Source organism: Pseudomonas sp. FW305-7, assembly GCF_058786735.1.
In genome coordinates this window covers 99,424-122,523 of record NZ_JBYSZA010000017.1, presented here as the reverse complement: position 1 = coordinate 122,523, position 23,100 = coordinate 99,424, and the positions used below count along the sequence as shown (strand labels likewise).

Annotated in this window: 20 protein-coding genes; 12 read left to right on the top strand and 8 right to left on the bottom strand. The window is 60.5% G+C overall.

Going from position 1 to position 23,100, the window contains the following annotated elements; translation table 11 throughout:
* Positions 1 to 175: 175 nt before the first annotated feature.
* The 7 genes from ppc (at position 176) to AC3WMT_RS20010 (ending at position 7,582) form a co-directional block, all read left to right on the top strand.
* Positions 176 to 2,806, top strand: coding sequence for a phosphoenolpyruvate carboxylase (ppc, locus tag AC3WMT_RS20040; protein WP_103303064.1), 2,631 nt, complete (start codon positions 176 to 178; stop codon positions 2,804 to 2,806).
* A gap of 301 nt (positions 2,807 to 3,107) precedes the next feature.
* A complete protein-coding gene (gene adk / locus AC3WMT_RS20035) occupies positions 3,108 to 3,755 on the top strand; it encodes an adenylate kinase (RefSeq protein ID WP_103303063.1) in 648 nt (215 codons plus the stop codon).
* Positions 3,756 to 3,849: 94 nt separating this feature from the next.
* Positions 3,850 to 4,524 (top strand): tRNA (adenosine(37)-N6)-threonylcarbamoyltransferase complex dimerization subunit type 1 TsaB, encoded by a 675-nt coding sequence (gene tsaB, locus AC3WMT_RS20030; RefSeq protein WP_103303062.1) that lies wholly within the window; start codon positions 3,850 to 3,852, stop codon positions 4,522 to 4,524.
* A gap of 324 nt (positions 4,525 to 4,848) precedes the next feature.
* A complete protein-coding gene (locus tag AC3WMT_RS20025) occupies positions 4,849 to 5,157 on the top strand; it encodes a hypothetical protein (protein WP_103303061.1) in 309 nt (102 codons plus the stop codon).
* Positions 5,157 to 6,017, top strand: coding sequence for a DUF72 domain-containing protein (locus tag AC3WMT_RS20020; protein WP_103303060.1), 861 nt, complete (start codon positions 5,157 to 5,159; stop codon positions 6,015 to 6,017). Before AC3WMT_RS20025 ends, AC3WMT_RS20020 begins: the two co-directional genes overlap by 1 nt.
* A 33-nt stretch (positions 6,018 to 6,050) precedes the next feature.
* Complete coding sequence (locus tag AC3WMT_RS20015) at positions 6,051 to 6,887, top strand: isocitrate lyase/PEP mutase family protein (protein ID WP_103303059.1); 837 nt, start codon at positions 6,051 to 6,053, stop codon at positions 6,885 to 6,887.
* 2 nt (positions 6,888 to 6,889) lie between these two features.
* Positions 6,890 to 7,582 carry an extensin-like domain-containing protein gene (locus AC3WMT_RS20010; protein WP_103303058.1) on the top strand — a complete coding sequence of 231 codons (693 nt, stop codon included), beginning with the start codon at positions 6,890 to 6,892 and terminating at the stop codon, positions 7,580 to 7,582.
* A gap of 3 nt (positions 7,583 to 7,585) precedes the next feature.
* On the opposite strand, the gene AC3WMT_RS20005 is transcribed toward AC3WMT_RS20010, so the two are convergent.
* Positions 7,586 to 8,206, bottom strand: a complete 621-nt coding sequence (locus AC3WMT_RS20005; RefSeq protein WP_103303057.1) for an energy transducer TonB — start codon at positions 8,204 to 8,206, stop codon at positions 7,586 to 7,588.
* Positions 8,207 to 8,299: 93 nt separating this feature from the next.
* Here AC3WMT_RS20005 and AC3WMT_RS20000 point away from each other — a divergent pair, with 93 nt between their 5' ends.
* Positions 8,300 to 9,082: a class I SAM-dependent methyltransferase gene (locus tag AC3WMT_RS20000; RefSeq protein WP_103303056.1), complete on the top strand. Its 783-nt coding sequence runs from the start codon at positions 8,300 to 8,302 to the stop codon at positions 9,080 to 9,082.
* Between the two features lie 132 nt (positions 9,083 to 9,214).
* Here AC3WMT_RS20000 and AC3WMT_RS19995 read toward each other — a convergent pair whose 3' ends face one another.
* Positions 9,215 to 9,850 carry a TetR/AcrR family transcriptional regulator gene (locus tag AC3WMT_RS19995; protein ID WP_103303055.1) on the bottom strand — a complete coding sequence of 212 codons (636 nt, stop codon included), beginning with the start codon at positions 9,848 to 9,850 and terminating at the stop codon, positions 9,215 to 9,217.
* A gap of 94 nt (positions 9,851 to 9,944) precedes the next feature.
* On the opposite strand from AC3WMT_RS19995, the gene AC3WMT_RS19990 reads away from it, so the two are divergent.
* The 3 genes from AC3WMT_RS19990 (at position 9,945) to AC3WMT_RS19980 (ending at position 16,376) form a co-directional block, all read left to right on the top strand.
* Positions 9,945 to 11,045: an efflux RND transporter periplasmic adaptor subunit gene (locus AC3WMT_RS19990; protein WP_103303054.1), complete on the top strand. Its 1,101-nt coding sequence runs from the start codon at positions 9,945 to 9,947 to the stop codon at positions 11,043 to 11,045.
* Positions 11,046 to 11,051: 6 nt separating this feature from the next.
* Positions 11,052 to 14,120, top strand: coding sequence for an efflux RND transporter permease subunit (locus tag AC3WMT_RS19985; protein WP_103303053.1), 3,069 nt, complete (start codon positions 11,052 to 11,054; stop codon positions 14,118 to 14,120).
* 867 nt (positions 14,121 to 14,987) lie between these two features.
* Positions 14,988 to 16,376 carry a Fic family protein gene (locus AC3WMT_RS19980; RefSeq protein ID WP_103303052.1) on the top strand — a complete coding sequence of 463 codons (1,389 nt, stop codon included), beginning with the start codon at positions 14,988 to 14,990 and terminating at the stop codon, positions 16,374 to 16,376.
* On the opposite strand, the gene AC3WMT_RS19975 is transcribed toward AC3WMT_RS19980, so the two are convergent.
* From AC3WMT_RS19975 to plsB, 3 genes are all read right to left on the bottom strand, one after another.
* The gene (locus AC3WMT_RS19975) at positions 16,373 to 17,062 is read right to left on the bottom strand and encodes a DUF4197 domain-containing protein (protein ID WP_103303051.1); all 690 of its coding nucleotides are present in this window, start codon (positions 17,060 to 17,062) and stop codon (positions 16,373 to 16,375) included. The genes AC3WMT_RS19980 and AC3WMT_RS19975 overlap by 4 nt on opposite strands.
* A gap of 27 nt (positions 17,063 to 17,089) precedes the next feature.
* On the bottom strand, positions 17,090 to 17,488 hold the full coding sequence (locus AC3WMT_RS19970; protein WP_103303050.1) for a YbaY family lipoprotein: 399 nt from the start codon (positions 17,486 to 17,488) through the stop codon (positions 17,090 to 17,092).
* A 108-nt stretch (positions 17,489 to 17,596) separates the two neighbouring features.
* On the bottom strand, positions 17,597 to 20,098 hold the full coding sequence (gene plsB / locus AC3WMT_RS19965) for a glycerol-3-phosphate 1-O-acyltransferase PlsB (protein WP_103303049.1): 2,502 nt from the start codon (positions 20,096 to 20,098) through the stop codon (positions 17,597 to 17,599).
* A gap of 238 nt (positions 20,099 to 20,336) precedes the next feature.
* Here plsB and AC3WMT_RS19960 point away from each other — a divergent pair, with 238 nt between their 5' ends.
* Positions 20,337 to 20,546, top strand: a complete 210-nt coding sequence (locus AC3WMT_RS19960; protein ID WP_007908870.1) for a cold-shock protein — start codon at positions 20,337 to 20,339, stop codon at positions 20,544 to 20,546.
* Between the two features lie 131 nt (positions 20,547 to 20,677).
* Here the strand turns inward: AC3WMT_RS19960 and AC3WMT_RS19955 are convergent, their stop codons facing one another.
* From AC3WMT_RS19955 to dapE, 3 genes are all read right to left on the bottom strand, one after another.
* Positions 20,678 to 21,055 carry a hypothetical protein gene (locus AC3WMT_RS19955; RefSeq protein WP_103303048.1) on the bottom strand — a complete coding sequence of 126 codons (378 nt, stop codon included), beginning with the start codon at positions 21,053 to 21,055 and terminating at the stop codon, positions 20,678 to 20,680.
* Between the two features lie 75 nt (positions 21,056 to 21,130).
* Positions 21,131 to 21,940: a putative RNA methyltransferase gene (locus AC3WMT_RS19950; RefSeq protein ID WP_103303047.1), complete on the bottom strand. Its 810-nt coding sequence runs from the start codon at positions 21,938 to 21,940 to the stop codon at positions 21,131 to 21,133.
* Positions 21,940 to 23,091 carry a succinyl-diaminopimelate desuccinylase gene (dapE, locus tag AC3WMT_RS19945; RefSeq protein ID WP_103303046.1) on the bottom strand — a complete coding sequence of 384 codons (1,152 nt, stop codon included), beginning with the start codon at positions 23,089 to 23,091 and terminating at the stop codon, positions 21,940 to 21,942. Before dapE ends, AC3WMT_RS19950 begins: the two co-directional genes overlap by 1 nt.
* Positions 23,092 to 23,100 lie beyond the last annotated feature (9 nt).

The window sequence follows — 23,100 nt, the reverse complement described above, 5'->3', positions numbered from 1 at the left end:
AGTGTCCGGCCGGGGCCGGCGGCAAGCCGTTGTGCGGCTTACTGTTGAGACTAGCTTTCGGTGACAAGGTTTAAAGTCCCTTCGTCGGCCGGCTTGTAAGAAGCGGCGCAGAGCGGCACTCTCTAGGCCATGCACTCGTTTCTAGGCCGCCCGGATTACCGCTGGAGAACTGCTGATGACCGATATTGATGCACGCTTGCGCGAAGATGTTCACCTGCTCGGAGAGCTGCTGGGCAACACCATTCGAGACCAGTACGGCGAGGACTTTCTCGACAAGATCGAGCAGATTCGCAAGGGCGCCAAGGCCGATCGCCGCGGCTCGATGGACGCCGAACTGAGCGCCAGCCTCAATCAATTGAGCGAAGACGAATTGCTCCCGGTGGCGCGGGCGTTTAACCAGTTTTTGAATCTGGCGAACATCGCCGAGCAGTATCAATTGATCCATCGTCGCGAAGAGTCGCAGCCGGCGCCGTTCGAATCCCGTGTCCTGCCGGAATTGCTTGCGCGCTTGCGCAACGAAGGCCACAGCGCCGAGTCGTTGGCCCGGCAACTGGCGCGACTGGAAATCGAGCTGGTGCTGACCGCGCACCCGACCGAAGTGGCGCGCCGCACGCTGATCCAGAAGTACGACGCGATCGCCGCGCAACTTGCCGCACAGGATCATCGCGACCTGACCACGGCCGAACGCGAGCAGATCCAGAACACCTTGCAACGGCTGATCGCCGAAGCATGGCACACCGAAGAAATCCGCCGCACGCGACCGACCCCGGTAGACGAAGCCAAGTGGGGTTTTGCGGTGATCGAGCATTCGCTGTGGCAGGCGATTCCCAACCACATGCGCAAGGCCGACCAAGCGCTGCATGCCGCGACCGGCCTGCGTTTGCCATTGGAGGCCGCACCGATTCGCTTTGCCTCGTGGATGGGCGGCGACCGTGACGGCAATCCCAATGTCACCGCCGCGGTGACTCGCGAAGTGCTGTTGCTGGCGCGCTGGATGGCCGCCGATTTGTACCTTCGCGATGTCGATCACCTCGCCGCCGAACTGTCGATGCAACAGGCCAGCGATGCGCTGAAAGCCAAGGCTGGCGACAGTGCCGAGCCGTATCGCGCAGTCCTCAAGCAATTGCGTGAACGCCTGCGTGCCACGCGCAATTGGGCGCATGCTTCATTGACGGCGACAACGCCGGCGCCTGCCGATGTATTGCACAACAATCGCGATCTGCTCGATCCTCTCGAACTGTGCTTCAACTCGCTGCACGAATGCGGCATGGGCGTGATCGCCGACGGGCCGCTGCTCGATTGTCTGCGCCGGGCGGTGACGTTCGGCTTGTTCCTTGTGCGTCTCGATGTGCGCCAGGACTCATCGCGGCACAGCGCGGCGATGACGGAAATCACCGATTATCTGGGCCTCGGTCGTTACGAAGACTGGGACGAAGACGCCCGCATTGCCTTCCTGAGTCGAGAGTTGGCCAATCGTCGCCCATTGCTGCCAGCGCATTTCAAACCCTCCGCCGACACGGCGGAAGTGCTCAACACCTGCAAGGAAATCGCCGCCGCACCGGGTGCCTCGCTGGGTTCCTACGTGATCTCCATGGCCGGCGCGGCTTCCGATGTGCTGGCCGTGCAGCTGCTGCTCAAAGAGGCCGGTGTACTGCGGCCGATGCGCGTGGTGCCGCTGTTCGAAACTCTCGCCGACCTCGATAACGCCGGCCCGGTGATCGAGCGGCTGTTGCTGTTGCCGGGTTACCGCGCGCGGCTGCAAGGCCCGCAGGAAGTGATGATCGGTTATTCCGACTCGGCCAAGGACGCCGGCACGACCGCAGCGGCATGGGCGCAATACCGCGCGCAGGAACGGCTGGTGGAAATCTGCCGCGAGCAGCAAGTCGAGCTGCTGTTGTTCCACGGTCGCGGTGGCACTGTGGGGCGTGGCGGTGGTCCGGCCCACGCGGCGATCCTGTCGCAGCCACCGGGTTCGGTGGCAGGACGGTTCCGCACCACCGAGCAAGGGGAAATGATTCGATTCAAATTCGGCCTGCCGGACATTGCCGAGCAAAACCTCAATCTTTACCTCGCGGCGGTGCTTGAAGCGACGTTGCTGCCACCACCGCCGCCTACGCCCGAGTGGCGTCATCTGATGGACGAATTGGCCGCCGACGGCGTCAGCGCTTATCGTCAGGTGGTGCGGGAAAATCCGCAGTTCGTCGAGTATTTCCGCCAGTCCACGCCGGAGCAGGAGCTGGGTCGTTTACCGCTCGGCAGTCGTCCCGCCAAGCGGCGTGCCGGCGGCATCGAGAGCCTGCGGGCGATTCCGTGGATTTTCGGCTGGACGCAAACGCGCCTGATGTTGCCCGCCTGGCTCGGCTGGGAAACCGCGTTGAGCAAGGCACTGGCGCGCGGGGAGGGCGAACTGCTCGGGCAGATGCGCGAACAGTGGCCGTTTTTCCGCACGCGCATCGACATGCTGGAAATGGTGCTGGCCAAGGCAGACGCCGATATTGCGCTGTCTTATGACCAACGTCTGGTCGAGCCGGCGTTGCTGCCGTTGGGCGCGCACTTACGCGACCTATTGTCGCAGGCGTGCACGGTGGTGCTTGGCCTGACCGGTCAGTCGCAACTGCTGGCACATAGCCCCGATACCTTGGAATTCATCCGTCTGCGCAACACCTACCTCGACCCGCTTCATCTATTGCAGGCCGAGTTGCTGGCTCGTTCGCGGCAGCAGAATGTCGAGCAGGGCAGCCCCGTGGAACAGGCGCTGCTGGTGTCTGTGGCGGGGATTGCCGCCGGTTTGCGAAATACCGGCTAAGGTTTTTGCTGTGGCGCGCGGCACCCGCAGTCAACCTCGGGTGCCGCTTCGCGTTGAGGGGGAATGTGCCGCAAGGCGACAGTTAATGATGGGGTTGCGACTTGGGTCACCTTGTCGCGGGGGCTCGGCGGGCGTCGGTTTCTCCGACTTTTGGCGTCTTGTGTGGGCGCAGCCTGCTGTGTATCTTGATCAGCCTTTGGCCGTTTGTGCGGCCACGACCCGTATTTTTCAGGATTCGTCCCAAGTGGCGAGTCCTTTGTTTTGTAAAAGCTTTTTATAAAAAAATTGAGGAGCACATCTAATGCGCGTCATTCTGCTGGGAGCTCCCGGGGCCGGTAAAGGTACTCAGGCTAAGTTCATCACCGAAAAATTCGGCATTCCGCAAATCTCCACCGGTGACATGCTGCGTGCAGCGGTCAAGGCCGGCACTCCGCTGGGCGTTCAAGCCAAGAGCATCATGGATGCCGGCGGCCTGGTGTCGGATGACCTGATCATCGCACTGGTCCAGGATCGTATCGCCCAGCCAGACTGCGCCAACGGTTTCCTGTTCGACGGTTTCCCGCGCACCATTCCGCAGGCTGAAGCACTGGTCACTGCCGGTGTCGAGCTGGACGCCGTGGTCGAAATCGCCGTTGAAGACGAAGAAATCGTTCAGCGTATCGCCGGTCGTCGTGTGCACGAGGCCAGCGGCCGCGTTTACCACATCGTCTACAACCCGCCGAAAATCGCTGGCAAAGACGACATCACCGGCGATGAGCTGGTACAGCGCAAGGACGACACGGAAGAAACCGTGCGTCATCGCCTGTCGGTCTACCACTCGCAGACCAAGCCGCTGGTGGATTTCTACCAGAAGCTGTCGGCTGCCAACGGCAAGCCGAAGTACAGCCACATTCCTGGCGTCGGTTCGGTCGAAGCGATCACCGCCAAGGTGCTTGAAGCGCTGAGCTGAAAAAGCTGATCGGCTGCATCATCCACGGCCCGCTTGCGGGCCGTAGTTGTTTATACTGACGCACTTTTTTCCCCACCCTGTTCTGGATACATCGATGAGTACCTTGCTGGCCCTGGACACCGCGACTGAAGCTTGCTCCGTTGCTTTGCTGCATGACGGCAAGGTCACGAGCCATTACGAGGTGATCCCGCGCCTGCATGCGCAGAAGTTGTTGCCGATGATCCAGCAACTGCTGGCCGACGCCGGCACTACGCTGCAAGCGGTGGATGCGATTGCTTTCGGTCGCGGCCCGGGCGCGTTCACGGGTGTGCGGATCGCCATTGGTGTGGTGCAGGGTCTGGCGTTCGCGCTGGATCGTCCGGTGTTGCCGGTGTCCAATCTTGCGGTGCTGGCGCAGCGGGCATTTCGTGAGCATGGCGTGAGTCAGGTCGCGGCCGCCATCGATGCGCGCATGGATGAGGTGTATTGGGGTTGCTACCGCGAGACGGCTGGCGAAATGCGTCTGGTCGGCGCCGAAGCGGTGTTGCCGCCGGAAGTTGCCGCGCTGCCGACCGATGCCAGCGGCGACTGGTTTGGTGCGGGCACTGGTTGGGGCTACGGTGAACGCATCGCCGTCAACCTGACCGGCTCCGATGCCGGCATGCTGCCCCACGCTGAAGACTTGCTGACCCTGGCGCGTTTTGCCTGGGAGCGCGGCGAGTCGATTCCCGCGGATGATGCGCAGCCGGTTTACCTGCGCGACAAAGTCGCCACCCCCAAAGCCCGCTGATTCACCCGGATCCTTGCTGTTCACTTGTGGCGAGGGGATTCATCCCCGATGGAGTGCGCAGCGCTCCCTCTGCATTCCTCCAGTGAAACTGCATTATCAGCATTTACGACTGCTGCGCAGCCGGTCGGGGATAAATCCCCTCTCCACAAAAAGCCTCCACAAGCTTTTCCCTGAATGAATGCCTTTTCCAAATCCTGCCAATCGTCAGTTTCAAACCCCGCGCTTTAAACCTTTTGCGCTTTATGTGTTCTAGTTATCACTCGGCGGTTTGCTAAGTCGGTCAAGTGCCGCTAAATTGCCATCATCGATACCGAGCATGAATTTATGCGTATAGACGGCCTCTCCTCTCAGTCCTACCCGATCAAGCGCAAGCCTCGCAAAGGCAATCCGGCGCTGGATGAATCCGTCGACGATATCGATGGCGAGGTGGAATTCCCGACTGAAGAGCAACTGGCCGCCCGCGCTGCCAAAGCCTCTGCCCAACGCCTGTCCAATCTGCCTGCCCGTCAGCAAGACATGATTTATCACCGCGCGATGAAAAAGAGCGTAGCCATGGCCCTCGCCAGCTACCTGAGCACCGCCGGATTTGTCGATTGGGATGCGGACGTGCTGGGCCTCGATCTGTACATCTGATGGATCTGCCTTACTACCTCGGTTGTCCGTCCTGGAGCGAAAACGCCTGGCGCGAGTATCTGTACCCGGAAGACGCCAAAACCTCCGACTTTTTGGGCCTCTACTGCCAGGTGTTCAACGCCGTTGAAGGCAATACGACTTTCTACGCCAGTCCTTCGCCGGCCACCGTGCAGCGTTGGGCCGAAATCATGCCTGCGCATTTTCGCTTTACCGCCAAGTTTCCCGGTGACATCAGCCACAGTGGCGACTTGCGCGATCAACTGACCGCCGCCGACACCTTTGTGCAATTGCTCAAACCCCTCGGCGAGCGTGTAGCGCCGCTGTGGCTGCAACTGTCAAAAAGCTTCACGCCGCATCGGCTGCCGGAGCTGGCGGCGTTCATCGATGCGCTGGACTGCCCGCTGGCAGTGGAAGTGCGACACGAGCAGTTCTTCGCCAAGGGTGAGAGCGAGCGCCTGCTCAATCGCCTGTTGCTGGACCGTGGCGTCGAGCGTATCTGCCTCGATCCGCGTGCGTTGTTCAGTTGCCTGTCGACCGAGTCTTCGGTGATCCACGCACAATCGAAAAAGCCGCGGGTGCCGACGCGTCCGGCGGCGTTCACGCAGTTCCCGCAAGTGCGCTTCATCGGCCATCCCGAACTTGAAGCCAACGATCCGTTCCTGGTGCCGTGGGTGGCGAAAATCGCCGAGTGGATCGAAGAGGGCCGCACGCCCTACATCTTCCTGCACACCGCCGACAACCTGTTGGCGGCGAAGCTGGCGCAACGATTTCACGCACAACTGATGCAACGTTTGCCTGGCCTGCCATCTCTGCCTGAGCTATACAGAGAACCCGCCGCGGAGCAACTTGGCCTGCTCTGAGGCGAACTCGTTTTTCTGCCCGGGAGCCTGCCGATGGATGCCTCTGCCCTTCAAGAACAAGTCCGTAAAGCCCAAGCCTTCAAAGCCCTGCATGAGCGCCCGGGGATTTTCGTCATTCCCAATCCGTGGGATGCCGGCTCGGCGAAGATGCTCGCCAGTCTGGGGTATCAGGCATTGGCGACCACCAGCGCCGGTTATGCGTTTTCCCAGGGCAAGGCCGATGGAGCCTTGAGTCTCGATGACACCTTGGCCAACGTCCGCGCGATTGTCGCGGCGACCGATTTGCCGGTGGCGGTGGATCTGGAAAACGGTTTCGCCGATGACCCGGCCGAGTGCGCGAAGAGTTTGCTGCGAGCGGCCGAGGCGGGGGCGGTGGGTGGTTCGATCGAGGACGCCACGGGACGTGCAGACGCGCCGATCTATTGCTTCGAACACGCCGTGGCGCGCATCGAAGCGGCCGTTGCCGCTGTGCGCACGCTGCCATTCCCCTTCCTGCTGACCGCCCGCGCGGAGAACTATCTGCACGGCAATCCTGACATCAACGACACTATCCGTCGCTTGCAGGCTTTCGCCGAGGCCGGCGCCGACGTGCTGTATGCGCCAGGTTTACGCACTGCTGAAGAAGTTCTCGCCGTGGTGCGCGCGGTAGCGCCAAAACCGGTCAACGTGTTGATGTCCGGCGGGCTGAAACTGACCGTGCAGCAACTTGAAGAAATCGGTGTGCGGCGGATCAGCACCGGTTCGGCGCTGGCGCTCGCGGCGTTCGGTGAGTTCTTCCGCGCCGCCGAAGAAATTCAACAGTCCGGCACTTTCGGCTTCACTTCGCAGTCGATGCCGTACGCCAAGGCCAACCAGTTTTTCAAAGGCTGAGCATGGCGCGGTGGATTGCACTGTTTGTGTTGCTGATTGTTGGCGCAGCCGTGGTCAGTGTCTGGCGCGGCTGGCTGGAAGTGCCGCCGCAGTGGAATCCGTGGGCGCCGCTGGATGTGAAAGCCACGCCCAACTGGCTGACCGGTTACAAGCTGATGCGTTTACGCAGCGACCCCGAACTCTGCGCCCAGGCACTGCGCAGCTCGGCGTTGCGCGTGACGCCGCAGTCCGACAGCCCGGATGCCAAGTGTCCGCTGATCGGCGCCTTGCGCGTGCAGGGCGGCGAAGTGGCGCTCAGCAGCAGCTTCCTCGCCAGTTGCCCGCTGGCAGTCGCCTACGCCCTATTCGAACGTCATACCCTGCAACCCGCCGCACAGTCCGTTTACGGCGAGAAAGTCGTGCGCCTCGATCACCTCGGCAGCTTCGCCTGCCGCAATATCTACAACCGCGAAAGCGGCGCACTGAGTCGTCATGCCAGTGCCGATGCGTTGGATATCGCTGGCTTTCGGCTGGCGGATGGCCGAACCATCAGCGTGCTCAAGGACTGGCCCAAGCAGAATCAGGACGCGCAGTTTCTCCGCAAGGTGCGCGACGGCGCCTGCGAAGCGTTCAGTGTGGTGTTGAGTCCGGAATACAACGCTGCCCATCGCAATCACTTTCATGTCGATGTCGGGCGCTGGAGCGTGTGTCGCTGAAGGTCAGGCGGCGATGCGCAGGTTTTGCAAAACGATCGGGCGCGCCCAGCCGTTATCGAAGTCCAGGGCTTTCTGCTGCTCGACGATTTCTTCCGGCGGGAATGGTGGGTACGGCTTCTGCAGCAGATCGAGGTCGAATTCGGCAATCGGCAGGTACAGCGGACGCTTTTGCGGCGCAGCACCCGGTTCCGGAATCGGTTGGCCGTTATTGATCACGATCGGGCGAACCCAGCTGCTGTCGAAATCCTGCTGCGACTGTTGAGCCTTGAGCTCTTCTGACGGGAACGGTGGGAACGGCTTGTCCAGCAGCTCCGTTTCGAACTCGGCGATCGGCAGGAACAACGGCTCTGGCGGACGCACTTCGGTTTCGACGACATTGCATTCGCGCTGCTCGATGATGTGCGCGTGCAACTCGCTGCCCACGGTCGGCTCTTCAGTGCTGTTAAGGTCAACCGGTGGAAACTTGCCGCAGGCAGGCACCACTTCACTCGTCTGTTCGGCCAGCGCCTGGGCAAAGAAATCCTGCCACAGGTGACTGACGCCGCTCAGTGCTTGAGTGTTTTGACGGCTGAAATCGCCATGGGGCGAAATGTAGCCAATCGATGTGGGAAGAATGCCTGACATTTTTTTCGGTTGACGCTCAGCTCTGGCAAAATGCGCGTTGATTGGGTTATCGGCGGTTTTTGCCGATCCTTAACTTTTTTGAGCGTGTTTTCCATGATTGAGCAACCCGCGGCCTGCCGCATCCATGTCGAAGCCCTCGGCCCGACGTTTGAAGCGCAAGCCGAGCAGTGGGCCGAACGCCTGGGTCTGCCGTTGCAAGTGGCCGACGGCGAGTTCGCCTTGCAGGTCGGTGAGCAGGGTTTGCAGCTCCAGCAACTCGGCCCGGATGCACCGGGGCCGGTGCGCGTGGACTTTGTCGAGGGCGGCGCGGCGCATCGGCGGTTGTATGGCGGCGGTAGCGGGCAGATGATCGCCAAGGCTGTCGGTATCGCCCAAGGCGTGCGCCCGCGGGTGCTGGATGCCACGGCGGGATTGGGCAAGGATGCGTTCGTGCTGGCCAGTCTTGGTTGCGAGATGAGCCTGATCGAGCGCCAACCGCTGATCGGTGCGTTGCTGGAGGATGGTCTGGCGCGTGGCGCGGAAGATTTCGATGTGGCGCCGATCGTGGCGCGGATGAAATTGCTCAAGGGCAACTCCATCGAGGTCATGCGCAACTGGGAAGGCGAGCCGCCGCAGGTGATCTACCTCGACCCGATGTTCCCCCATCGTGAAAAAACCGCACTGGTGAAGAAGGAGATGCGCCTGTTCCGGCCGCTGGTCGGGGATGATCCGGATGCACCGGCGCTGTTGGAAGCCGCATTGGCGCTGGCCACACACCGGGTAGTGGTCAAACGCCCGCGCAAGGCGCCGTGCATTGAAGGGCCGAAGCCGAGTCATGCGCTGGATGGTAAATCGAGCCGCTACGATATCTACCCGAAGAAAGCGCTCAAGCCTTGAGACCGAGTCGCGCCAATCGCTGGCAAGCCAGCTCCCACAGGTTTTGGTGGTGTGCACACAATTGGTGATCACACTCTGATCCCTGTGGGAGCTGGCTTGCCAGCGATGGCGTCAGTACAGACACCGCAGAAACTAGGGTCTATAAGCCCGCATAAACAACCCCACCACTTCCTGCACATGGCTCTCTGAAGCCTCTTCGCTCAGCGGCTCGCCGCAGCCATACAACAGACGAAAATTTCCCGCGCCCTTGATCAGGCAGAAGAAATGTTCGGCCGCATTACGTGGCAGGTCGATGCTCAGTGCGCCCGTCTCGTGGATGCGCGTTAACAGCCGCTCCATGCCCTGCACCATGCGCTGCGGGCCCGCTTCAAAGAAGATCAACGACAGATTCGGATCCTGACTGCCGAGCGCCATGATCAAACGATGCAGATTCACCGACTCATCGCTGTTGATCAGTTGGTGAAAGCCTCGCGCAATGTTCAGCAACACATTTTCCACGGCAATGCCTTCCGGCAATTCGAAGAACAGCGGTGGCAGTTGCTCCTCGCATTTGGCCATCACGGCAGCAGAAAACAGCGTCTCCTTGTCGTTGAAATGGCTGTAGACCGTCAGCTTCGACACGCCGGCCTCGGCAGCGACCGCGTCCATGCTGGTGTTGGCATAGCCGTGACTCAGAAAAAGAATTTTCGCCGCGTCGAGGATCGCCTGGCGCTTGGCCAGATCCTTGGGGCGGCCCGGGCCGTTTGGAGCTGAAAGATTGTTCGACATTCTTCGCTTTTAATACTGGACTGGTGAGTTTGCTATTAATAACATGCCGGCCAGTATAATTATTCCAAGCACCATTAGCGAAAGGTCCGTCACCATGTTCCGCCATGCGTTGTCCTTTGCGTTGCCAGCCGGTCTGGCATTTTTATTATCGGCATGCGGTCAGGAAGAGGTGACGCAAGTGGCCGTGCGACCGGCCATGGTGGTGCAGCCAGAGCCTTCGGCGCAGGCGATGGAAAGTTATCCGGGCGAAGTCCGCGCCCGTTACGAGCCGAGTCTGGCGTTCCGCATCGGTGGCAAAGTCAGCCGACGGCTGGTTGACGAAGGCCAGCGCGTGAAGGCCGATCAGCCACTCGCCGAACTCGATCCGCAGGATGTGCGCCTGCAACTGGAAGCCACCCGCGCCCAAGTCGCAGCTGCCGAAGCCAATCTGAATCTGGTGCGCGCCGAGCGTGATCGCTACAAGACCTTGATGGATCGGCAGATGGTCAGCCGCTCCGCGTACGACAACGCCGAGAATCTCTACCGCTCCGGCGAAGCCCGTCTCAAGCAAATCAAAGCCGAATTCAACGTGTCGACCAATCAGGCCAGTTACGCGGTTTTGCGTGCGCCACAGGATGGCGTGGTGGCCCAGCGTTCGGTGGAAGTCGGGCAGGTCGTCGCGGCCGGGCAAACTGTATTCACCCTCGCCACAGACGGCGAACGTGAAGTGTTGATCAGCCTGCCGGAACAGAGTTTTGGCCGCTTCAAGGTCGGGCAACCGGTGACGGTCGAGTTGTGGACGCAGCAGAACCAGCGTTTTGCCGGGCAGATCCGCGAGCTGTCTCCCGCCGCCGATCCGCGCTCTCGCACCTTCGCCGCACGCATTTCCTTCACCAGCGGCAAAGTCCCGGCCGAGCTCGGCCAGAGCGCCCGGGTGTTCGTGCAATCTGCCGATGTCGTGCCGCTGTCCGTTCCACTGTCGGCGCTGACCGCTGAAAACGGCGCGACCTACGTCTGGGTGGTCAACGCCAACAACACGCTGAAGAAAACGCCCGTGCGCGTCGGCCCTTTCGGCGAGAAAACCGTGCCGGTGCTCGAAGGTTTGAACGCCAGCGATTGGGTGGTCGCCGCTGGCGTGCATGTGTTGCTCGAAGGGCAGCAGGTGCGTCCCGTTGATCGCTCCAACCGTGTGGTCAATCTGGCGGACAAGGAGTAAGTCCCGATGCGCTTCAACCTTTCCGAATGGGCGTTGCGTAATCGCCAGATCGTACTGTTCGTGATGCTTTTGCTGGCGATCGTCGGTGCGTTGTCCTACACCAAACTGGGTCAGAGTGAAGACCCGCCGTTCACCTTCAAGGCCATGGTCATCCAGACCCGCTGGCCGGGTGCGACCGCGCAGGAAGTTTCGCGCCAGGTCACCGAGCGTATCGAAAAGAAGCTGATGGAAACCGGTGAGTACGAACGTATTGTTTCGTTCTCGCGTCCCGGTGAATCGCAGGTCACCTTTATTGCCCGCGATTCGATGCATTCCAAGGAAATCCCCGACCTCTGGTATCAGGTGCGCAAGAAAGTCGGCGACATCCGCCAGACCTTGCCGCCGGGCATTCAGGGACCATTCTTCAACGATGAATTCGGCACCACGTTCGGCAATATCTACGCGTTGACCGGCGACGGTTTCGACTACGCCGTGCTCAAGGATTACGCCGATCGCATCCAGATTCAGCTGCAACGGGTCAAGGATGTCGGCAAGGTCGATCTGCTCGGTTTGCAGGACGAAAAGATCTGGGTCGAACTGTCCAACGTCAAACTCGCCACCCTCGGCTTGCCGCTGGCGGCGGTGCAGCAGGCGCTGGAAGAGCAGAACGCGGTATCCACTGCCGGCTTCTTCGAAACCAGCAGCGAGCGATTGCAGCTACGGGTTTCGGGGAATTTTCAGACAGTCGATGAGATAAAAAACTTTCCGATCCGGGTCGGCGATCGTACGTTCCGCATCTCCGATGTCGCCGACGTGCGTCGCGGTTTCAACGATCCACCGGCGCCGCGCATGCGTTTCATGGGCGAAGACGCAATCGGTCTGGCCGTGGCGATGAAGGACGGCGGCGACATTCTGGTGCTGGGTAAAGCGCTGGAAGGCGAGTTCTCGCGCATCCAGAAAAACCTCCCGGCCGGCATGCAGTTGCGTAAGGTCTCCGACCAGCCAGCGGCGGTGAAAACCGGGGTTGGCGAGTTCGTCCAGGTGCTGGTCGAAGCGTTGGCGATTGTGTTGCTGGTGAGTTTTTTCTCCCTCGGCGTGCGCACCGGCATGGTCGTCGCGCTGACGATTCCGCTGGTGCTGGCGATGACCTTCGCCTGCATGTATTACCTCGGCATCGGCCTGCACAAGATTTCCCTTGGCGCGTTGGTGCTGGCGCTGGGGCTGCTGGTGGACGACGCGATCATTGCCGTGGAAATGATGGCGATCAAAATGGAGCAGGGCTTCGACCGGATCCGCGCGGCGAGCTATGCCTGGACCAGCACGGCGTTCCCGATGCTCACCGGAACGCTGATCACCGCCGCAGGCTTTCTGCCAATTGCCACGGCGCAGTCGGGCACCGGCGAATACACCCGGTCGATCTTTCAGGTAGTGACCATCGCGCTGCTCGCGTCATGGGTGGCGGCGGTGATGTTCGTGCCGTATCTGGGGGAAAAGCTCCTGCCGGATCTGGCGAAAATTCATGCGGCCAAACACGGCACGTCTGATGGTCAGCCGGATCCTTACGGCACGCCGTTCTATCAGCGGGTTCGTCGTTTGGTCGAGTGGTGCGTGGCTCATCGCAAGACCGTCATCGTGCTGACAGTCGGGCTGTTTATTGCCTCGGTGATGTTGTTCCGCTTCGTGCCGCAGCAATTCTTCCCGGCTTCAAATCGGCTGGAACTGATGGTTGATCTGAAACTGGCTGAAGGCGCTTCGCTGGCGAACACCACGGCTGAGGTCAAGCGCCTTGAAGCGATGCTCAAGGAGCACGCCGGTATCGACAATTATGTGGCGTATGTCGGTACGGGCTCGCCGCGTTTTTATCTGCCGCTCGATCAGCAGTTGCCCGCAGCGAGCTTTGCGCAATTTGTGGTGCTGGCGAAAAACATCGAGGAGCGTGAAGCGTTGCGCAGCTGGCTGATCGACACCCTCAACGAACAATTCCCGGCGCTGCGCTCGCGGGTCACGCGCTTGGAAAACGGTCCGCCGGTTGGCTATCCGGTGCAGTTCCGTGTCACTGGCGAGCACATCGAGGAAGTCCGTGCTTTGGCGCGCAAGGTTGCGGCCAAGGTTCGCGAGAATCCGCATGTGGTTAACGTGCATCTGGATTGGGAGGAGCCGAGTAAGGTTGTGTACCTGAACATTGATCAGGATCGCGCCCGGGCGCTTGGCGTTAGCACTGCGAATCTGGCGAAGTTTCTGCAGAGTTCGTTGACCGGGTCCAGCGTCAGTCAGTATCGCGAAGACAATGAGTTGATCGAGATTCTGCTGCGCGGCACGGTGCATGAGCGTACTGAACTGTCGTTGTTGCCGAGTCTGGCGGTGCCGACGGATAACGGTCGCAGTGTGGCGTTGTCGCAGATTGCCACGCTGGAATACGGCTTTGAGGAAGGCATTATCTGGCACCGTAATCGTCTGCCGAACGTGACTGTGCGGGCGGACATTTATGGCAAGGAGCAACCGGCGACGCTGGTCAAGCAGATCATGCCGACGCTGGATTCGATTCGCGCTGAGTTGCCGGATGGTTATCTGCTGGATGTCGGCGGCACGGTGGAGGATTCGGAGCGCGGGCAGAAGTCGGTGAATGCCGGGGTGCCGATGTTCATTGTCGTGGTGCTGACGCTTTTGATGGTGCAGTTGCGCAGTTTTTCGCGTACGGCGATGGTGTTTTTGACGGCGCCGTTGGGGTTGATCGGGGTGACGTTGTTTTTGATAGTGTTCCGGCAGCCGTTCGGGTTTGTGGCGATGTTGGGGACGATCGCGTTGTCCGGGATGATCATGCGTAATTCGGTGATTCTGGTGGATCAGATCGAGCAGGATATTGCTTCTGGGCTCAAGCCTTGGCAGGCGATTATCGAGGCTACGGTGCGGCGTTTTCGGCCGATTGTGTTGACGGCTCTGGCGGCGGTTTTGGCGATGATTCCGTTGTCTCGGAGTGTGTTTTTTGGGCCTATGGCGGTGGCGATCATGGGGGGGTTGATTGTTGCGACTGCGCTGACGCTGTTGTTTTTGCCTGCTTTGTATGCGGCTTGGTTCAGGGTTCGGCGGGAGGCTTGATTTTTTTGGGCTTGGCGGCCTTCGGGCCGACCAGGTTCTTGGGTTTTGGGTGAATATCCGTTTCTGCGGGTGTTGTCGCTGGCGGTTTCGCTCTTACAGCGAGTCACCTTTTCCAAACGCCGAAAAGGTAACCCAAAAGGCTTTGCCCTGACGTTCGGCCCTCGCTGTGGCTCGGGTTCCTTCGCTCCGGGATTGATCCGGGCGCATCGCCTCCGGTTTGCTTCGCTGCACCTCCTCTCGATGTGTTCGACTTCGTCGAACGGCGCTACGCGCCTGCCCCCCGGATCAATCCCTCCACTCAGCCTGCCGACGGGCTCTAAGATCAAAAGCCGCAGCCGAGCTAACGCTCATCCTGTTGAGTGGTGAGAGCAGAAGCGATCTGCTCTTGCTCTTCTGTGGGAGGAAGCCTGCTCGCGAAGGCGGCCTGACAGCCGACCCATTTCTATCTGAACGCACCCGATCCAAATTGTGGGAGCTGGCTTGCCAGCGATGACGGCCCGCCAGCCGCCCCATTTCTATCTGAACGCACCCGATCTAAATTGTGGGAGCTGGCTTGCCAGCGATGGCGGCCTGCCAGCCGCTCCATTTCTATCTGAACGAACCCAATCCAAATTGTGGGAGCTGGCTTGCCAGCGATGGCGGCCTGCCAGCCGCCCCATTTCTATCTGAACGAACCCAATCCAAATTGTGGGAGCTGGCTTGCCAGCGATGGTGGCCTGCCAGCCGCTCCATTTCTATCTGAATACCCTTGGCCCGTTCTGCCTCCGTCAATTCCTACATCTTTTTCAGAAACCTCCGATATTGAGCCTCGGCGCCTCGGATGCTGTACTCCAGCCTCTGCTTTCCAGCGTTCCTGAGTTTGTCTTGATGAAAAAGCCGCCAGCATTGAAAGGCAGAACTGACCGGGTGTTCGACTTATTGGTGCGTCCGCCTCACAAGCAACGTTTGGCGGATTATCTCGCGTTGCTCAAGCCGCTCGATGATCAAGGGCGTTATCTGCCCTTTGAAGCGTTGCGCTATCGCTGGGCGGCGGGGCTGGATGTCAATTTTTGTTGGGCTCTTGTCAAGAAGGCGCGGGTTGCGCAGTACGTCGATTTGCTGCCGTTGGGAGAGCCGTTGCAGTGGGGCAAGTATTTGCTGACGCCGTTGGCGCAGAGAACCCTGTCGATTGTGGACCGGCAGACGACCAGTGCCGCGCTGGACTACATGACCAGTCAGATCGGCGAGCGGGCGCATTTCAGTTATTTGCTGAATGATCTGATCGAGGACGAAGCGATCGCCAGCAGTCAGCTGGAAGGTGCTGCGACGACCACGCGTGTGGCCAAGGACATGCTCAGGCGTCAGCGCCAGCCGCGTACGCCGGACGAGCGTATGGTCATGGGTAACTACCGGATGATGAATTTCGCTTGGGAAAAACGCTACGAACCTTTGAGTGTCGAGTTGATCAGCGCGATGCATCGGGTTGGCGTCGAGGGGATTGATGACGAGCAGTATTCTCCCGGTATGTTCAGGGCGAATGATGAAGTGGTTGTTCAGGACGGTGCAGGCAACACTGTGCATCGGCCGCCACCCGCCACCGGGCTGGTCTTGCGGCTGGAGCGGCTTTCGCAGTGGATCAATCTTGCCCATGAATTACCTCACCACAAGAACTATCTGCATCCGCTGATCAAGGCGATCACGCTGCACTTTGCCTTGGGCTATGAGCATCCGTTTCGTGACGGTAATGGCCGGGTCGCGAGGGCGTTGTTTTATTGGTTCATGTTCAAGAACGAGTTCGCGGCGTTTCGCTACATTGCGATCAGTCTGTTGTTGCGTAATGCGCCGGTGAAGTATGGACGCTCATATCTGCATACCGAGGCGGATGAGCTGGATCTGACCTACTTCATCGAGTTCCAGTGCTCGGTGATTGTGCGGGCGGTGAGCCGTTTTGATGAGGCCTGGCGCAAGAGCGTGGCGTTCAGCGAGGACTTCGAGCAATGGCTGACGGGGGCGGGATTCTTTGAGCGGCTGACGGAGCCGCAGCGGTCGCTGTATCAGGCTGCCAAGAACGGCGTGGCGAAGGAGTTTACGGCAGGCAATGTGATGGAGCATCTTGGCTGCTCTTGCAATTCAGCGATGTCGACGCTCAACGGGCTGGTCGAGTTGCAGATTTTCGAGAAGAGAAAAATGGGCTCCGAGTGGGTGTTCTTCTTGCACATTGCCAATGAATTGAAAAACGGGAGCGAGCGATCTCGCTCCCGTTCGGAGTCGGCTTAAAGGGTGCCAAACACCTTCTTCGCCAGACTCGTCGCCGCAGCGGCCGGGTTTTTGCGAAGGGTTTCTTCCTGTTTGCCGATCATTTCGAACAAGCCGTTGAGCGCTTGTTCGGTGACGTAGTTTTCGACGTTGGCGCTCTTCGCGTCCACCACACCAAAGGTCGCGGCCTGGCCGGCGAAGGCGTTGTATTTCTGCGCTACGCCGACCTTGTCGGTCGCCTGTTTGACGATCGGCAGGAACTTGGCGCGGATCTGTTCGCGGCTGGATTTGTCGAGGTATTGGGTGGCCGAATCGCTGCCGCCGCTGAGGATGCCTTTGGCGTCGGCCACGCTCATTTTTTTCACGGCGTCGACGAGGATCGGCTGGGCCTGGGTCACGGCGGTTTCCGCAGCCTTGTTCATCGCGGTTTCCAGTTCTTCGACCTGGGCGCCCATACCGAAGGCTTTCATTTTCCTGGCGGCTTTACCGAGTTTGCCCGGCAGTTCGATCTTCACCTCAGGGTTGTTGCTGAAACCGCCCGGGGTGCCCAGTTGTTTGACGGCCAGTTGCGCGCCTTGGGTCAGGGCGTCCTTGAGGCCGCCGGTGGCGTCTTGTTGCGACAGATCGTTGAGCGACAGGGCCATGGCGCTGGCGGAGATCATCAGGCCCGCGCAGAGGCCGGCGAAGCGGAGGGTAGGGCGGAGCATGGCGGCTTCCTTGTTGCAGAAAATGAATTAACGAACGGCGTCGACGCGGATTTTCAGCGGCTGCGGATCGTTGCCGTCGAGTTGCACGGCGTGGTTTTCGGTGGTGATGAACATCAACTCACCATTGACCTCAATACGCGCGCTGACCGAATAGCGGTGGCCGGGTTTGACCTGCGCCGGATCGTAGCTCAAGTGGAACGGCAGTGGCACCTGGCCTTTGACCGGGCCTTTCTGTTCGTCGAGTACGACGGCTGGTGCGTCGGCCAGCGAAACGTCTTGCAGGCTTACGCTCAGGGTCGCGCTCGGTGGCAGGGCGATGCGTTGCAGGTAGAACACTTCGCCGTCGAGGCTGGTTTTGCCGGCGGGGGTGGTCGATTGGCAGGCGCTGAGCAGGGCAGCGGCAGCGAGAACGGTCAGTTTTTTCATGGCAAATCTCCTTTCAATGTAGGAGTGAGCCTGCTCGCGATGGCGGTTCAACATCTCTGTTGTCTGACCCAGCGTTTTCGCGAGCAGGCTCACTCCTACAGGTTCTCATCAGGCTTCGGGCTGTATGGCCGGTTGATCGGCCGCATCTTCACTGCGATGCAGCGCGACCTGACGGATCGACAAACGAATCTCCGCCGGCAACACACGTTTGGCCGCGCCTTCGGCCAGTTCGCCGAGCAGTTCGTGGTAGCTCAGTTTGCCGGCCTCGTCGCGACGCAGCACGTCGAGGTCGAGCAGGGTCTGGATGAAGTGGCGGAACAGGCTCTTGTCGAAAAACTCCGGGGCATTCAGGCCGTGCAGGATCGACAGGCGCTGGGCCATGACCGTGCAGAGGTCTTCCAGTTCTTCGGCGCTGACGCTGTTCTGGCCGGCGTTGAGCAGCAGCGAGACGGTCATGTAGAAACGTTGCAGGGTCTGCGCAATGCTCTTCGACAGCAAGGTCAGCAGCACGAAATGCCGCGAGCTCGGTGCCGGACGCAGGTACACGTCTTTCTCGAAGCGCAGCAGGCCTTGTTCGACGAACGCTTCCAGCCATTGATCGACCACCGCATCGAGTTCGTCCAGGCTCCAGCGGATGAACAGCTCCGACTGCAAGTACGGATACAGCGCGCGGGTGTAGCGCAGGATCTGTTCGCGGCTCATGCGCGAGGTGCTCTGGAAGAAGCTCGCCAGCAGCGATGGCAGGGCGAAAATGTGCAGCACGTTGTTGCGGTAGTAGGTCATCAGGACGGCATTTTGCTCGTCCAGATAGAGAATCTTGCCCAGCGCATCGTTTTGTTCGGACAGCAGATCCATGTCCTTCACATGCTCGATCAGCGCGCGACCATCGCCTTCCGGCAATGTGGTGTGCGGCGAGTACGGGACCTTGCGCAGCAGGGCCAGATACAGATCCAGTACCCGCGCCATCGCCCGATCATCCAGCGCCAGACGGCTGGTCGACAGCAGCGCCAGGGCCACCAGGTTGACCGGGTTGATCGCCGCCGCTTCGTTCAGATGCTGCGCGACTTTCTCGCCGAGGCGGTTGGTGGTCTCGTTGAGCCACGCCGGTTTGTACTGCGGGCCAAGTTCCTGCTGGCGCCAGTCCGGTTGTTCGGCGTCGAGGAACTCCGCCAGTTTGATCGGCTCGCCGAAGTTCACCGCGACCTGACCGAAGCGCTGTTTGAGCGCGCCGATGACTTTGAAGATGTCGAAGATCGACTCTTTCTTCTTGCTCGCGCCACGCAGTTCGCCGAGGTAGGTGCGACCTTCAAGTACGCGCTCATAGCCGATGTACACCGGCACAAACACGATCGGCATGCGCGACGAACGCAGGAAGCTGCGCATGGTAATGGCGAGCATCCCGGTTTTCGGTTGCAGCATGCGTCCGGTGCGCGAGCGACCGCCTTCGACGAAGTACTCGACCGGAAAACCTTTGGTGAACAGGGTGTGCAGGTATTCGTTGAACACCGAGGTGTACAGCGGATTGCCCTTGAACGTGCGGCGCATGAAAAACGCGCCGCCACGGCGCAGCAGGCTGCCGATCACCGGCATGTTCAGGTTGATCCCGGCGGCGATGTGCGGCGGGGTCAAGCCGTTGCGGAACAGCAAGTACGAGAGCAGCAGGTAGTCAATGTGGCTGCGGTGGCACGGCACGTAGATCACTTCGTGACCCTGGGCGACCTTTTGCACGCCTTCGATGTGGTTGACCTTGATGCCGTCGTAGATTTTGTTCCAGAACCAGCTCAGCACCACTTCAAGGAAGCGGATCGCAGTGTAGGTGTAGTCCGAGGCGATCTCGTTGCCGTAGCGCAGGGCCTGGGCTTTGGCTTTTTCCGGCGAGATGTTTTCGCGCTCGGCTTCGTCGAGGATCGCTTGCTTGACCAGCGGCTGGTTGAGCAGGCCTTTGACCAGATTGCGGCGGTGGGAAATGTCCGGACCGATCACTGCCGCTTTCAGATTGCGGAAGTGTACACGCAGGATGCGCTGGGCCATGCGCACGGTGCGTTCGTGGCCCTTGTTGTGTTCGATCAGCTCGCGCAGGTGGATCGGCGCGGAGAATTGCACGCGGGTTTTACGCCCGAGGACGATGATGCTCAGCAGTCGACGCAGACGGCCGGTGACGGCCCAGCTGTCGGCGAACAACAATTTCCAGGGACTGTTTTCACTGTCCGGCGATTGGCCCCAGAACACGCTGACCGGAATGATCTGTGCGTCTTCGGCAGCGTTCTGCGTGAGCGCGCTGACCAGCCGTGTCAGGGTCGGCGGCGCACCGCGTTTGTCCTGACGGCCGAGCCAGTCCGGGTCCGGCGTCAGATAGAAGAATGCGGCAGGCTCGATCAGCGAACCCACTGACACCGGCAGTACCGGACGCGGCAGGCCGGCCTTGGTGCACTCGGTGTCGACCACTGCCAGATCGGTCAGCGAGGGGTTTTGCAGGACGTAGAACACCGGACGACTGCGGTCGAGGTTGAGGGAGAGCGACGACTGGTTGATCGTCTCGGAGCGAACCCAGAGATACAACAGTCGGCGCAAGGTGCCAAACACAAGACGGCGGAACGGGGAACGGGTCATACGGCTTCTGCGTGAGTGGATAAAACCGAGCAGGTGCTCGGGCGGTGGCTAGTGTGCCGGATTCATCGAAAATCGGCAAAAAAGCGGCGAAGTAATCTCCTGTTGAGAGTTTTGCCGCCTGTCATATACTCGGCGATCTGCCGCCGGGGCCCTTTTATGGACGTCGGACGCAGGCTGACGTTCCTCAAAGGCTTTCCTGCGAAAAGCCTGTTCAATAATAAAAAAGGAGTATGAACAGATGGCAACACGTGAAACCGGCAACGTGAAGTGGTTCAACGACGCCAAGGGCTATGGCTTCATTCAGCGCGAAGACGGGGTGGACGTCTTCGTGCACTACCGCGCGATTCGCGGCGAAGGGCATCGGTCACTGACGGAAGGTCAGCAGGTCGAGTACGCGGTGATTACCGGCGAGAAGGGGTTGCAGGCTGAGGATGTTGTAGGTCTGTAATCAAATTTCAGACTGACCATAAAATCCTGTGGGAGCGGGCTTGCCCGCGAAGACGGCGGCACATCCGGCATAGACGTGACTGACAAGCCGCAATCGCGGGCAAGCCCGCTCCCACAGGTTTTGTGCAAGTTTTATGCAGTTTTCCAGGTGATCTCTTCTTCACCGTCTTCGCTGATGCGAATCCAGCGATCTGCTGTCTCTTCGCCTTCTTCCTCGACCCACGTCCCCGGCGCACAACGCACTTCGACGTTCAGCGCAGCAAAGGCTGCGCGAGCGCAGGCGATGTCGTCGTCCCAAGGCGTCTGGTCGCTTTCCAGGTACAGGCTGTTCCACTTGCCGACGGCTTTCGGCAGCCAGGTCACCGGCACGTTGCCGGCCTTGCACTTGTAGGTCTGGCCTTTCTGCACCCAGTCGCTGCATGGGCCCAACGCTTCGCCCAGCCAGGCCGAAATGGCCTTGTGGTCGACGTCGGCGTCTTTCAGGTAAATCTCGATATCCGGTTGGCGCATGGATGTCCTCACTGCGGGTCTGAAAAATCCATTCGCGGATTTAGCCGGCCCCGGGCATTGGCCCGAGACCAAAAGTTATTGAAGAACGAAATAATCGTAGCGCATCGACACGGTGGTCTCGAACGGCTCGGCCTGCTCGATCACCGCCGCGCGACGTTCGGCACTGGCACGCCAGCCGTGAGGTGTCATCGCCAACAGGTTGGCGCGGTCCTCGGGCTTGTCCAGCGTCAGTTTGAATTCCAGGGTTTCACTGTGCGCCAACGCCATGCCTTCGGGCACCAGGGCCAGATGCTTGTCGTCGGTGTATTCGCGCACTTCGTCGTACAGCCGCTCGCGCAATTCCATCAGATGGCCGCTGGTCGGGCCGACTTTCATCAGACCGCCGCCAACGCTGAGCAGACGCTTGGCTTCTTCCCAGTCCAAAGGACTGAAAACGCTGGCGAGAAACTGGCAACTGCCCGACGCCAATGGCACGCGAGCCATGCTGGCGATCAACCAGGTCAGCGCCGGGTTGCGCTTGCAGGCGCGTTTGACCGCTTCACGCGAGATGTCCAGCGCGTAGCCATCGGCATCCGGCAGGGCCTCGGCGATTTGCGCGGTGTAATAACCCTCGCCACAACCGATGTCGACCCAGCGATCCGGCGCATAGCTCGCCGCCAGTTCGGCCAGACGCTTGGCCACCGGCGCGTAATGGCCGGCGTTCAAAAAGTCACGGCGCGCCTCGACCATGGCTTGGTTGTCGCCAGGGTCGCGGCTGTTCTTGTGCTGCACCGGCAGCAGGTTCAGATAACCCTGCCGCGCACGGTCGAAGCGATGGCCGGCGGGGCAGACCACGCCGTTGTCCACTGCATTCAGCGGTTCACTGCAAATGGGGCAAGCGAGCATCAGGCGAGCAACTTGATCAGAGTCTGGTAGTAGATCTCGGTCAGCACGTCGAGATCGGCCGCCAGTACGCGCTCGTTGACCTGGTGAATGGTCGCGTTGACCGGCCCCAGCTCAACCACTTGCGTGCCCATGGTTGCGATGAAACGGCCATCGGAAGTGCCGCCGCTGGTGGATGCCTTGGTCTCGCGGCCGGTGATGTCCTTGATGCTCGCCGACACGGCGTCGAGCAGCGCGCCCGGCTCGGTGAGGAACGGCAGGCCGGACAGCGCCCAGTCGATGTGCCAGTCCAGATCGTGCTTGTCGAGGATGTCGGCGACACGTTTCTGCAGGCCTTCGACGGTCGATTCGGTGGAGAAGCGGAAGTTGAACACCGCCACCAGATCACCCGGAATCACGTTGGTCGCGCCGGTGCCGGAATTGACGTTGGAAATCTGGAAACCGGTCGGCGGGAAGAAATCGTTGCCGTGATCCCAATGCTCTGCGGCCAGTTCGGCCAGCGCCGGAGCAGCAAGGTGGATCGGGTTTTTCGCCAGGTGCGGGTAGGCGACGTGGCCCTGAATGCCTTTGACGGTGAGCTTGGCACCGAGCGAGCCACGGCGGCCGTTTTTCACAACGTCGCCAACCAAAGTGGTGCTCGACGGTTCGCCGACGATGCACCAGTCCAGACGCTCGTTGCGCGCAGCCAGGCGTTCAACCACAGCCTTGGTGCCGTGATGCGCCGGGCCTTCTTCGTCGCTGGTGATCAGGAACGCGACCTTGCCCTTGTGGTTCGGGTAGTCGGTGACAAAGCGTTCGGCGGCAACGGTCATCGACGCCAGGCTGCCTTTCATGTCCGCCGCGCCACGACCGCAGAGCATGCCGTGTTCATCAATCACCGCGTTGAACGGGTCGATCTGCCACGCCGTTACCGGACCGGTCGGCACCACGTCGGTGTGGCCGGCGAAACACAGCACCGGGCCGTCGGTGTTGCCGTGGGTGGCCCAGAAGTTATCCACATCCTCGATGCGCATCGGTTCGAGGGTGAAACCGGCATCGCCCAGGCGCTGCATCATCTGCTTCTGGCAATCGGCATCGACCGGCGTTACGGACGGACGGCGGATCAGATCGATGGCGAGTTGGAGGGTCGGCGAAAGGTCGGCGTGGGCCGTCATGGAAAACTC